The sequence below is a fragment of the Stenotrophomonas sp. STEN033 genome (assembly GCF_056856655.1).
Genome location: NZ_JBXFWM010000007.1, coordinates 24,425 through 36,978 on the forward strand (window position 1 = coordinate 24,425; position 12,554 = coordinate 36,978).

Annotated in this window: 11 protein-coding genes and 1 tRNA gene; 9 read left to right on the forward strand and 3 right to left on the reverse strand. The window is 60.0% G+C overall.

What is annotated here, in order from left to right:
- Positions 1-9: 9 nt before the first annotated feature.
- From AC1VXC_RS04225 to AC1VXC_RS04250, 6 genes are all read left to right on the forward strand, one after another.
- On the forward strand, positions 10-1,794 hold the full coding sequence (locus AC1VXC_RS04225) for an autotransporter outer membrane beta-barrel domain-containing protein (protein WP_313494518.1): 1,785 nt from the start codon (positions 10-12) through the stop codon (positions 1,792-1,794).
- Positions 1,795-2,043: 249 nt separating this feature from the next.
- A tRNA-Gly gene (locus AC1VXC_RS04230) sits at positions 2,044-2,117 on the forward strand.
- Positions 2,118-2,241: 124 nt separating this feature from the next.
- Positions 2,242-3,117: a 30S ribosomal protein S6--L-glutamate ligase gene (gene rimK / locus AC1VXC_RS04235; RefSeq protein ID WP_313174487.1), complete on the forward strand. Its 876-nt coding sequence runs from the start codon at positions 2,242-2,244 to the stop codon at positions 3,115-3,117.
- Between the two features lie 231 nt (positions 3,118-3,348).
- On the forward strand, positions 3,349-3,822 hold the full coding sequence (locus AC1VXC_RS04240) for a hypothetical protein (RefSeq protein ID WP_313174488.1): 474 nt from the start codon (positions 3,349-3,351) through the stop codon (positions 3,820-3,822).
- Between the two features lie 108 nt (positions 3,823-3,930).
- Positions 3,931-4,608 (forward strand): response regulator transcription factor, encoded by a 678-nt coding sequence (locus tag AC1VXC_RS04245; protein WP_057629745.1) that lies wholly within the window; start codon positions 3,931-3,933, stop codon positions 4,606-4,608.
- Positions 4,601-5,941, forward strand: coding sequence for a sensor histidine kinase (locus tag AC1VXC_RS04250; protein ID WP_481527667.1), 1,341 nt, complete (start codon positions 4,601-4,603; stop codon positions 5,939-5,941). The genes AC1VXC_RS04245 and AC1VXC_RS04250 overlap by 8 nt, the downstream gene beginning before the upstream one ends.
- Before the next feature lie 368 nt (positions 5,942-6,309).
- Here AC1VXC_RS04250 and coaE read toward each other — a convergent pair whose 3' ends face one another.
- From coaE to AC1VXC_RS04265, 3 genes are read right to left on the reverse strand one after another with little or no spacing between them, the layout of a single operon-like run.
- Positions 6,310-6,927, reverse strand: a complete 618-nt coding sequence (gene coaE / locus AC1VXC_RS04255; RefSeq protein WP_313494512.1) for a dephospho-CoA kinase — start codon at positions 6,925-6,927, stop codon at positions 6,310-6,312.
- A 55-nt stretch (positions 6,928-6,982) separates the two neighbouring features.
- Positions 6,983-7,849, reverse strand: a complete 867-nt coding sequence (locus AC1VXC_RS04260) for a prepilin peptidase (RefSeq protein WP_313174493.1) — start codon at positions 7,847-7,849, stop codon at positions 6,983-6,985.
- 8 nt (positions 7,850-7,857) lie between these two features.
- Positions 7,858-9,117 carry a type II secretion system F family protein gene (locus AC1VXC_RS04265; RefSeq protein ID WP_481538047.1) on the reverse strand — a complete coding sequence of 420 codons (1,260 nt, stop codon included), beginning with the start codon at positions 9,115-9,117 and terminating at the stop codon, positions 7,858-7,860.
- Between the two features lie 346 nt (positions 9,118-9,463).
- On the opposite strand from AC1VXC_RS04265, the gene AC1VXC_RS04270 reads away from it, so the two are divergent.
- The 3 genes from AC1VXC_RS04270 (at position 9,464) to AC1VXC_RS04280 (ending at position 12,245) form a co-directional block, all read left to right on the forward strand.
- Positions 9,464-9,874 (forward strand): pilin, encoded by a 411-nt coding sequence (locus AC1VXC_RS04270; protein WP_481538015.1) that lies wholly within the window; start codon positions 9,464-9,466, stop codon positions 9,872-9,874.
- Positions 9,875-9,959: 85 nt separating this feature from the next.
- Positions 9,960-10,364 carry a pilin gene (locus AC1VXC_RS04275; RefSeq protein WP_481538016.1) on the forward strand — a complete coding sequence of 135 codons (405 nt, stop codon included), beginning with the start codon at positions 9,960-9,962 and terminating at the stop codon, positions 10,362-10,364.
- Between the two features lie 81 nt (positions 10,365-10,445).
- Complete coding sequence (locus AC1VXC_RS04280) at positions 10,446-12,245, forward strand: hypothetical protein (protein WP_481538017.1); 1,800 nt, start codon at positions 10,446-10,448, stop codon at positions 12,243-12,245.
- The last annotated feature ends 309 nt before the right edge of the window (positions 12,246-12,554 follow it).

Below are 12,554 nucleotides of genomic sequence, written 5' to 3' on the forward strand. Positions count from 1 at the left end.
CGCGCCGCCATGGCCGTTGCCATTGCCCTGGCCGCGGTGCCGGCCATGGCGCAGTCGCCTTACTCCAAGACGGTATTCTTCGGTGACAGCCTGACCGACACCGGCTACTTCCGTCCTGTGCTGGTGAAGCTGGATCCCAATGCTTCCCTGGTGGGGCGTTTCACCACCAACCCGGGTTGGGTATGGGCGGACTACATCGCCGACCAGTACGGCACCAACGCCAGCCCCAATGGCAACGGCCAGACCGGCGACAACTACGCTGTTGGCGGCGCCCGTGTGGGTGTGGATGAAGTCGGTTTGCTGGGCCCGACCCCGTCGATGAAGTCGCAGATGACCGCGTATCTGGCGGCCAATGGCGGCAAGGCGGATGCCAATGCGCTCTACACGGTGTGGGGTGGCGCAAACGATCTGTTCACCGTAACCAGCCCGACCCAGGCGCCGGCCGTCATCGGTGCCGCGGTAACCGAGCAGGTGGGCATCGTTGGTGCGTTGAAGGCCGCTGGAGCCGAGTACGTGATGGTGCCGAACCTGCCGGATATCGGCTTGACCCCGATGGCGCGGGCGGGTGGTGCGGCCGGCATGGCACAGGGCACGGCATTGGCCAAGGGCTACAACGACGCGCTGTTCGGCGGCCTGAAGCAGGCTGGCCTGCAGGTGATCCCGGTGGATACGTTCACCATCCTGCAGGAAATCGTCGGCAACCCGGGCGCCTATGGCTTCACCAATGTCAGCAACATGGCCTGCACCTCGGCCTCGTCAGTGACCTGCTCGCCGCTGAGCCTGGTTGCACCGAATGCCAACAACACCTATGTGTTCGCCGACGGCGTGCATCCGACCACGGCGGCGCACCAGATACTTGGCCAATACGCTATTTCGGTGCTGGAAGCGCCGCGCCTGCAGCAGATACTGAGTCATTCGGCGCAGACCACCGGTCGTGCCCGCGCCGATCAGGTCGGTGCGCACCTGGGCTCGCGTCCGGCCGATGGCCTGAGCTGGTGGGGCAATGTGCGCGGCGACATGCAGCGTTACGACCATGCCGACCTGTACGATGGATTGGCACCGGCGGGTCTGTTTGGCGTGGATTGGTCGCGTGACGGCATGGTGCTCGGTGGCTTCGCCGGCTACGGCCGCATGGATGCCGACTTCGGCAACAACAAGGGTGACTTCACCCAGGATGACACCACCCTGGGCCTGTTCGCCGGCTGGTATGGCGATCGCGCGTGGGTCAACGGCCAGCTGAGCTACAGCTGGTTGGGGTATGACGTGACCCGCAAGGTGCAGCTTGGCCCGGCCACCCGTGAGCACAAGGGCTCGCCGGACGGCAGCAACCTGACCGCCGCGATCAATGCCGGTTACGAGTTCGGCCAGGCGGGGGGCTTCCGTCACGGTCCGGTGGCTGGCGTGGTCTGGCAGAAGGTGAAGCTGGATGGCTACGTTGAAAGCAACGCCAGTGCCACCGCGTTTGGCTACGGTGACCAGGATCTGGATTCGACCGTTGGCCGCATTGGCTGGCAGGCCCGCTTTGATGGCGATGGCCTGAAGCCGTATGTGCAGGTCACTTATGACCATGAGTTCGAGGACGGCAAGCAGGCCAGCGCCTGGCTGCAGACCTTGGCTGACGTTGGCATGTACAAGGTGCCGGGGCTGGAGTTTGATCGCAACTACGCCACCGCCGTTCTGGGGGCCCGTCTGAAGTTGTGGGGGCTGGACAGCAACATCGGCCTGAGCACCACCACGATGCAGAAGTCCGCGCGTGATGCCACCGTGTTCGCCAGCTTTGGCGGCAGCTTCTGAACTGCCGTGGGAAGTAGTAGCAAGTAGTTAGCTGTTGTGTGTGGGAGGCGGTGCCGCGTCAGCGGCATCGCCTCTTTTTGTTTGCGCGACGGGATTTCCTGGATGCGCGTGGTACCGGGTTTTACGCCCCTGCTGAGCGCCAACGGCCGGGAAAGCAGGACTCAACCTGCTGCATCGACCCGAAGCAAGTGCCGCAGGGCCGGCCGTTGCTTTGTCACAGCGTCACGCATAGACTTCACCCTCGCCAAAGCGGGCGTAGCTCAATGGTAGAGCTGTAGCTTCCCAAGCTACTGACGAGGGTTCGATTCCCTTCGCCCGCTCCACTCCCCGGCGATTGGCAAGGGGCAAAAAGGCAGGCTTTCACGCCGTTGCGAAGTCCCCATTTCAGATCATCCGGATCGACCAAGGCCGCGATATGCTGCGCGCCTACTGTCCGATCCCGCCGCGATGAAACTGGCCATCCTCTCCCGTAATACCAAGCTCTATTCGACCCGTCGATTGGTCGAAGCTGCACGTGCCCGCGGTCATACCGTGCGCATTCTCGATCCGTTGCGCTGCTATATGCGGATAACCTCCAGCGGCTTTGGCATGCACTACAAGGGCAAGGCGCTGACCGGGGTGGACGTGGTGATCCCGCGGATCGGGGCCTCCATCACCCGTTACGGCACTGCTGTGCTGCGCCAGTTCGAAATGATGGGCGCGCGCACCCCCAATCCGTCCGACGCGATCCTGCGCGCCCGCGACAAGCTGCGTGCGCACCAGTTGCTGGCGGCCAAGGGTATCGACATGCCGGTGACGGTATTCGGCGACAACCCCGACGACACCGACGACCTGCTGTCCATGCTGGGGCCGCCACCGCATGTGGTCAAACTCAGTGAAGGCACGCAGGGCAGGGGGGTGATCCTCACCGAGAAGCTCAGCGCGTCCAAGGGAACCGTCGAGGCCTTGCGTGGCCTGTATGCCAACTTTCTGGTGCAGGAGTTCATCGCCGAGGCCCAGGGAGCGGACCTGCGCTGCCTGGTGGTAGGGGACCAGGTGGTGGCGACCATGCGTCGGCAGGCGCAGGACGGGGATTTCCGTTCCAATCTTCACGCCGGCGGCAGCGCTGAGCGTGTGGTCTGCAGCAAGGCCGAGCAGCAGGTGGCGGTGCGTTCGGCCAAGGCGCTCGGGCTGGGCATCGCCGGTGTCGATCTGATCCGCTCCAAGCGCGGTCCCTTGGTGTTGGAGGTCAATTCCACACCGGGCCTGGAGGGTATCGAGGGGGTCTCGGGCGACGATATTGCCGGGCGCATGATCGAATACGTGACCAGCCTCAAGCGCTGAAGCAAGGGATGCAATTTCTTTGCATGGTTTTAACAAGCCTTTAATCCGGCTGGCCCTAGCCTGTTTCCACTGTGCCCAGCCCTCCTCAGTGGGTCCGGTGATCGGGAATTTTTAAGGCCCTGGCGGGTTCCGCCGGGGCCTTGTTTTGTCTGGATTTTCGTTTGCATCTGGCAGTTGTTGTGATCTTCACACAGCGCTAGAGTGAGCCCATTCCTAAGGAGAGGGTCCGCTATGCTGCGTGGTCTGTTGTTGGTAGTGCTGTTGGCTCCGGCCGTGGTTGTGGCAAAACCCGCCGAGCCGCCGTTGCAGGCATCCATCCCCTTCCAGGTGCAGCAGCAGAAGGTGCGCGGGGACCTGCAGGGCAATGAGGTGTACAGCGAGATTTCCTCGGCAGACCGAGGTCGCGTGCTTGAAGCACTGGAGCGCATGTCCCAGGCCATCGGTGCGGGTACGGCGGATGCCTTGCCAGCGGAGAAGAAGGTTGCGGTATTCAACGATCAGGAGCTGGTAAATGGCATCCTGACCAAGGCTCGCGAGGACAGTCGCCTGATCTGCAAGCGTGAAAAGCGGGTGGGTTCGCAGATGCCGACCACAAGCTGCCTCACCGTTGCAGAACGCGACCGCATGCGGCGTGAGTCCGAACAGCACGTTCGTTTTGCCCAGGATGGCAAGATCATCATCAACAATAAAGATGCTGTGCGGTAATCCTCGCGGAACGCAGTGCTAGGAAGGCATTAACAAAGCCTGTGGTGTAATTCTTGGCAAGCAGACCGAGTCTGCTTGCTATTTCCAAATACGAAGGTAATCGCCCACGTGCGCATTCTTGTAATCGAAGACAACAGCGATATCGCAGCCAACCTTGGTGACTACCTCGAGGATCGTGGGCATACGGTCGATTTCGCCGCCGATGGCGTGACCGGCCTGCACCTGGCTGTGGTGCATGAGTTCGATGCGATCGTGCTGGATCTCAACCTGCCGGGTATGGATGGCATCGAAGTCTGCCGCAAGCTGCGCAATGACGCGCGCAAGCAGACACCGGTGTTGATGTTGACCGCGCGCGACTCGCTGGACAACAAGCTGGCCGGCTTTGATTCCGGCGCCGATGACTACCTGATCAAGCCATTCGCGCTGCAGGAAGTGGAAGTACGGCTCAATGCACTGTCACGCCGTGGCAAGGGTGCCCACACCCGCGTGCTGGAAGTGGGGGATCTGGAATACAACCTGGACACCCTGGAAGTGCGTCGCCAAGGCAAGCTGCTGCAGCTCAACCCGACCGCGTTGAAGATCCTGCAGGCCTTGATGGAGGCTTCGCCGGCGGTGGTTACCCGGCAGGAACTGGAGACCCGCGTGTGGGGCGAGGAGCTGCCGGATTCGGATTCGCTGCGCGTGCACATCCATGGCCTGCGTGCTGTGGTGGACAAGCCTTTTGAAGTGCCGATGATCCAGACCCGCCACGGCATTGGTTACCGTATCTCCGCACCCGATGCCTGAAACAGCCCTGCCTGAGATCGTGCGCAGGCGCGGACGCTACCGCCGGCGTCTGCGCAGCCGCATCATCCTCTCCTTCGTGTTGTTGGGCTTCTGCCTGACCACGTTGTTCGCATTCGCGACGAATTGGGCACGGATGCGCGTGGAAAACCAGTTGGTAGAGGATGTGATGAATCGCAACCTCGATGCCTCCTGGCAGAGCTATATGCGCAGCGGTGGCACCGACGTTGTCGCGCCGGTGCAGCAGATGCGTGCGTTCCTGTTCCGCCCGGACAAGCTTGATGGTCTACGCCGTGACTATCCAGAATGGGAGGGCTTGCAGGACGGTATCCACAACATCAGTGGTGAGGACGCCGAAGGCAAGCCGTTCTCCTACAAGGTCGGTGTACGCAAGACGCCGGACGCCTGGTTCTTCATTGCCTATGACATGGGGCAGGCGCTTCGTGGCGAGCAGCAGCTCAACCGCGCGCTGTTTCTGTCGGTGATCATCTTCAGTTTGCTGTCCTGGGTGCTGGGCTGGTGGTCTGCCTCAAGGGTGATGCGGCCTGTGTCCGATCTGGCGGCGCGCCTGCGTGCCTATCGCGGTGGCAATACGCATCCCGAGCCGCTTGCCCCGCGTTTTCCCGATGATGAGGTGGGGCAGCTGGCCGAGGCGCTTGATGACTATTCGGCACGTCTGACCGAAGTGGTCCAGCGTGACCGCGAGTTCAATGCCGACGTCAGTCATGAGTTGCGCACTCCGCTGGCGGTGATCCGTGGCGCTACCGAGTTGTTGCTGACGCGCCCCAACCTTGATGACAAGGTGTTACAGCGCTTGCAGCGCATCCAGCGCGCCGAACAGCAATGCAGCGACTTGATCGGTTCGCTGTTGTTGTTGTCGCGCAATGAGCGTGCACAGGGCAGTAGCAATGTTGCGCGCGTTGCCGAGCAGTTATTGGAATCACACCGCGCCCAGCTCGGCGGCAAGCCCCTGGAGCTGGTGCTCGACGGGTCGCGTGAACTGGTGATCGATGCTCCGGAGTCCGCGCTGTCCGTTGCCTTGGGCAACCTGATCGGTAACGCGGTGAAGTATTCGCAGGAAGGCAGGGTGCTGGTGAGGGTTGGCGCGAACGCCGTCGAAGTTATCGATAACGGTCCGGGACTAAGCGAGAAGGATGCTGCCAGCCTGTTCCAGCGTGGCTATCGTGGTACCCATGCAGGACATTCGCAGGGTGGCGGTATCGGCTTGTCCATTGTCAGCCGTCTGTGCGCGTTGTACGGCTGGCAGGTGGATATCCGTCCGGGCGAAGAGCGCGGCGTGATCGCGACGCTGACATTCGCCCCCGAGCAGCCTTGAGCTGCAATCAGAGGCTTCGATCGGCACGCTACAGCCGTATGGCCGTATAGAGCCGTATAGCCATACAGCCGTATAGCCGTATAGCCGTATAGCCGTATAGCCGTATAGCTGCACAGCCGGGCGGCAGGTGGCGGGTTGACGGAGACTGGATTGCGTCAGATTGCCCGCTGTTTGGCCCCTTTCCCGCCAGCGGGAGAGGGGCTAGGGTGGGGTGGCGCTCTGCGCACGAATCAGAAGCTGCGATCGGCGCGAAAGGCGGTGAGCCGGGGAGGCTGGATGGCGCCGGATTGCCCGTTTTTAGCCCCTCTCCCGCTGGCGGGAGAGCGGTTGGGGTGAGGGTGCTCTCCGCGCGCTGTTGAAGGCAGCAGTCAAGCCAGCAACCCAGCAAGCTCCCGATAACGTGCATCCAGTGCTTCGATATGCACCTGCAGCGCATCCGGGTGACCGTCATTGATGATCACATCGTCAGCCAATGCCAAGCGCTGCGTGCGGCTGGCCTGGGCCTGGATCATGCGCTCGGCCAGCGCGGCATCGATGCTGTCGCGGCTGAGCAGGCGCGCATGTTGCACCTCCTCGGGGGTGTCCACCACCAGAATGCGCTGCAGCCAGGGGTAGGTCGAACGCCCGCCGGCTTCAGTCAGGAGTGGAATGGCGGCAATCGCATAGGGACTGGGTGCCGCCTCGCAGAGGCTGCGCACGCGCGCGCGGATTGCGGGATGGGTGATGGCTTCCAGTGCGCGGCGTTCATCGGGGTTGGCGAACACGCGTTGGCGCAAGTAGGCCCGGTCCAGGCTGCCATCGGCCTGCAGAACATCGGCGCCGAACAGCTCGGCAATCGCTGCAAGGCCGGGGCTGCCAATCGCGACAACCTCGCGCGCTGCTACATCCGCATCAGCCACGGCAATGCCCAGCGCCTCGAAGCGCCGGCTGACTTCACTCTTGCCCGAGGCGATGCCGCCGGTCAGTCCGACGATGAAGCTGCTCATGCGATGACTCCGATACAACAATGGCCCATGAAGGGCCATTGTCGCGTGTGCTGCCTTATTGCTGTAGCCCTGCCAGCCGCATGTAGCCGCCTATCATCTGGTCGCCCCACATGAAGACCAGCCAGCCGGCGATGGCCAGATAGGGACCGAACGGAATGGGCGTGGCGCGGTCGCGCCCCCGCGAATACAGCCAGATCGAGCCGATGATGGCGCCGACCAGCGAGGACAGCAGGATGATCGGCAGAATGCCCTTGAGTCCGCACCAGGCGCCCAGTGCCGCCAGCAACTTGAAATCGCCGTGGCCCATGCCTTCCTTGCCGGTGATCTGCTTGAACAGCCACCAGACCGTCCACAGCGACAAATAGCCGACTGCGGCGCCAATCAATGCAGGCTTGGCCGGCATGTAGAGATTGTCCATGCTGCCGATCAGGCCCAGCCACATCAAGGGCAGGGTGAGCTGATCAGGTAACAATTGGGTGCGCAGGTCGATACCCGACAGGGCGACCAGGAAGCAGCTCAGCACGATGGCGCCAAAGCCCTGCCAACCAAACCCGAACTGCCAGACGCTGGCCAGCACCATCAAGGCGGTAACCAGTTCCACGATCGGGTATTGGATGGAAATCGGTGCCTGGCAATGCCGGCACTTGCCGCGCTGGATCAGCCAGCTGAACAGCGGGATGTTCTCGTACCAGCTCAGCTTGTGCTTGCAGTGCGGGCAGTGCGACGGCTCCACCACGATGCCCGGCGGCGGCGGCTCATAGATATCCGGCTGCTCGAGGATCTCGCGCGCATCGCGTTTCCACTGCCACTCCATACGCTTGGGCAAGCGCAGGATCACCACGTTGAGGAAGCTGCCGATCAGCAGTCCCAGTCCGGCCGCGGCGGGGTAGCCGAGGCCGGGATGCTGGTCGAGAAATGCCATGCTTTTAGTTATCCAACAACCGATGCAAGTTTGAAGATCGGTAGGTACATGCCGATGACCATGCCGCCTACGATGGTGCCGATGAAGACCATGATCATAGGTTCAAGCAGGCTGCTCAGCGCGTCGACCGCGTTGTTGACTTCCTGCTCGTAGTACTCCGCCACCTTGAACAGCATGGCGTCAAGCGCGCCGGCTTCTTCACCGATGGCCGTCATCTGAATGACCATGTGCGGAAACAGGTTGACCTGTTTCATTGCCATGTTGACCGGGTAGCCAACGGCTACGTCGTCGCGCATGCGCAGAACCGCTTTCTCATAGACGCTGTTGCCGGTAGCGCCAGCAACAATGCCGAGTGCCTCCACCAGTGGCACGCCGGCCTTGAACGTGACGCCGGTGGTGCGGGCGAAGCGTGCAATGGAGCTGTTGTGCATGATCTGGCCGATCACGGGCACTTTCAGGATCAGCTTGTCCATCGTGTGCTGCATAGCGGGGGAGCGCTTGTAGGCAAACAGGAAACCAAGGACTGAGCCAATTATCACGATCAAGATGAGCCACCACCATGCGACCATGAATCGTGAGAGGGCGACGATCATCTGGGTGAATGCGGGAAGTTCAGCGCCGAACCCCTTGAAGACGTCCTCGAATTGTGGAACCACCCATACCAGCAAGATGGAACTCACGAGCAGTGCTACCGCAACAACTGTTGCAGGGTAAAAGAGCGCCTTCTTGATCTTGCCCTTCAGCGCTTCGATGTTCTCTTTATAGTTGGCCACTGTATCAAGTACGGTCTCCAGCACGCCCGCGCCTTCGCCGGCCTTTACCAGGTTTCGGTACAGCTCATCGAATTGCACTGGATGCTTGCTGATGGCCTCGTAAAGCGAGGAACCGCCTTCGATGTCGGCCCGGATCTGGCCGACCATCTTCTTCATGCGCGGATTCTTCTGCCCGTCGCCGATGATCTCCAGCGAGCTCACAATCGGAACACCGGACTTCATCATTGTCGCCATCTGACGACTGAAGAAGGCGATTTCCTTCGGGGTGATTCTGGAGCCGGCAGCGCCAAACAGAGGCTTCTGCTTCGGCTTTACAACGGTCGCGGTGATCCCCTGCCTGCGCAGCTCGGCGCGAACCATGTTGAGATTCTTTGCCTGTTGTTCACCCTTCATCTTCACGCCGCGTTTGTCCGTTCCCTCCCAGACAAAAGACAGCAACTGATTGGTGTTGCGTGCTATGGGGTCATTCTTGACAGCATTACGAGTGGCGGACATCGATTTGGGCTCCCCGCCCAGGCCTTCCCCGGGCTGGGCATCTGTCTGCATGGTATCTGTTTGCTTGCGGGCTGGCACGTATCGGTTAGATGTCAGCTCGCGGTTCTAGATGCGCAATGCAAGCTGCGTCACAAAGTGACGCATTTGGTCACAAAGGGGTGTGGCAGGCAAAACGAGTTGCGGGGGCTTCCATTCCTCAGCGTTGCTGCCATCATTATGGCGGGGGAGCTGGGGAGCCGTCTTTAACTTGGCACGCATCCTGCTTTGCACTACCCCGCATGGGAGGGAGTCTGCCTATGCGGCTTTCACCCTCGTCAACTATCAAAACCTCTAGGGGATGTACCTAATGAAGAAGCAGCAGGGTTTTACGCTGATCGAACTGATGATCGTCGTTGCGATCATCGCCATCCTGGCCGCCATCGCGCTGCCGGCTTACCAGAACTACGTCGCCAAGTCGCAGGTCACTGCTGGCCTGGCTGATATCCGTGGTGGCGTGACCGCTTATGAAGAAGGCGTTCAGTCCGGCAAGACCGGTGCTGCCACGCTTGACGACCTTGGGCTGAAGCAGAGCACTGCTCGTTGCGCAATTGCCCCGAGCGGTAGCTACAACGGTTCGGGCACGCGTTCCATTGCTTGTACCCTGAAGGGCAACCCGAGCGTTGCAACCAAGACTGTAACGCTGACCCGTGATGGTTCGGGCGCTTGGAACTGCACTTCGACCGTGGACGCCAAGTTCAAGCCGACCGGCTGCAATTAATCACGGGCGTGTTGGTGGATGAGAAAGGGGCGGAAACGCCCCTTTCTTTGATTTCGGACTCGGCTTTTTCTGCAAGGGGGGGAGTATGAACGGGCAGAGGGGCTTTACGTTGATTGAGCTGATGATCGTGATCGCGATCATCGCGATATTGGCTGCGATTGCGCTACCGGCTTATCAGAATTACGTGGCGAAATCGCAGCTGGTCGCAGGGCTGGCGGATGTGCGTGGCGGACTGACAGGCTTCGAGGCGCATGTGCTGGTGGAGAATGTCACAACGTTCGATTTAACTGACATCGGACTGCCGGCCACTACGCCGCGATGCAACATGAGCATGGCTTCGGGTGACACGGGATTCATCCGCTGTACGCTCAAGGGGAGCCCGTTGGTCGCTGGCAAGACTATCGAGTTGGCCCGTAACGCCTCTGCTGCGTGGCAGTGCAAGGTCGATGCAGGTATCAGTTCCAAGTTGTGGCCTGCTGGTTGTCAGTAAGAATTGATTGTCCGTGAAGTGGATAGGGGTGGGGATTTGAGCGTTTCTCCGCGGTGGCTGCATGGCGCTGGAGTTTTCGGTTTGCTCGTGCTGGTGGCTCTGGTTTATTGGCCTGGGCTTGGCGGTACTTTCCTGTTTGATGATTTCCCGGTGTTGGTGGATAACCCGCAAGTTCATGTGTCGGAATTGAACTTGCGTGCAATATGGAACGCTGCCACTAGCTTCGCAGCAGGGGACGGCGGCAGGCAGCTCGCAATGGCTAGCTTTGCCTTGAACTATTCCCTTGGCGGCCTTGACCCATGGGGATGGAAGCTGGGTGGGCTTCTGGTGCACCTGTTGAACACATTGTTGATCTATTTTCTCTGTCGTCGCTTGATGGGCCTGGCTGGCTGGGGAGGATATCGAAATGTGGCTGCCTTGGTTGTGGCGCTACTTTGGGCGGTGCATCCCCTGCAAGTCTCCAGTGTTCTGTATGTTGTTCAGCGGATGGAGACGCTGTGTTTGAGTTTCGTGCTGCTGGCACTGCTGGCGTATCTGAAAGGCAGGATGGCGCAACAAGCGGGCGAGCAGGGCTGGTTCTGGCTGGTGATGTGTTTGCCGCTGTTCCTGTTGGCTTTGGGGTGCAAAGAAAGCGCGTTATTACTTCCGTTATTTACTTTGTGTCTGGAGTTGACCTTCTTGCATTTCGGTGGCGCGTCGCTCAAGCAGCGCCGCTTCTGGCGATGGGGGTATTCCAGCGGCTGCGTGTTCGCTTTGGTGATTTTCATAGTTATAGTCATTCCGAGCTACGGGGCTCAGGAAAACTATGCAGTACGTGATTTCAATGCGTTGGAGCGCGTGCTTACACAGCTGCGCGTGCTGCCAATGTATCTGGGGCAGATCCTGTTGCCGTTGCCGGGCTCGATGCCTTTCTACTATGACGACTACGTAGCTTCCCGTTCACTTTTGCAGCCTTGGAGTACGTTGCTCGGCGGAGTGCTGTTGGTAGGGATTTTTGTGCTGGCTTGGACACTTCGACGTCGTTTGCCGCTATTTTCGCTTGGGATCTATTGGTTCTTTGCGGCGCATGCAATTACCAGTAACGTGATTGCTCTGGAGTTGGTGTTTGAGCATCGCAATTATTTCGCGATGCTGGGCGTGCTGTTGGCGCTGGCTGAGCTGTTGCGGCAGATCCCGGTGCGGGATGGGCCCGCTATCAAGGTTGCCGCAGTTATAGCCGTTGTGTTGGGGTTTGGAGCTCTTGGGGTGATTCGTGCCGCGACCTGGGGGGATCGTCTTTTGTTGGCGACAGAGTTAACTGCGTTGAGTCCGCAGTCGGCTCGAGCGGCAAGTGACCTCGGACTCATCTATTATCAGATGGCAGGTGACTCGGTTGACTCACCTTTCTTCGCGTTGGCCAAGCGGGAGTTCGAGCGCGAGTCCACGCTGCCTTCGGCGACGATACTGGCTGAACAGTCTCTTATCCTGATGCATGCCGGTCACGGTTTGCCCGTGGATGATGCTTGGTGGGAGCGATTGAAGCAGCGTTTGCGAGAGCAGCCGATAACGCCAGGGACCAGTTCTGCGTTGTTTGGACTGTTGGGGAATAGGGTCGACAAGGGGGTTGAACTCGATGATCTTGAAATCGATGAATCTTTTGTTTTGATGTTCAACAAAGTGTCGCTGCCGCCGATCAGTTACGTGCAGGTGGCCGAACATGCTGTGAAGTACCGAGGTGATTATGCTTTGGCAGATCAACTATTGGACATCGCCGTGAAGCAGGGGGAGGACAAGCCGGAACAGTTGCACATGTTGGTTCAGATGCTGCGGGAGGAGCAATATCCTGAACTTGCTGACAGGTTATATGCGCGCATTTCGTCTTCCGGTGTTGGGGGAAGGTAAGGCGCTTGGATCTTTGGCTGTGCGATGCCTAGCAAGAAGGCGTGGCTTTCTTGCTGGAACGAAGGCCCCGCGGTGCAAAGGGGGGGGGCATTCATTCACTCGTCGTTTTATGCGAGGTTATGGGAGCGACGTAGCCATATAGGCCGCGATCAGGAGCCGTATCTTTAACTTATTGGTACGGAGGTTGCTCGTTTTGGATTGTGATCAATTCAATAGCTATTCGCGTGGAATGCCGTCGCTTATCTAAACGATGCCGGTGCAAAGGCGACTCCTTCAGTTTCTGGATCGCGCGTTCCATCGTCCCGTTCT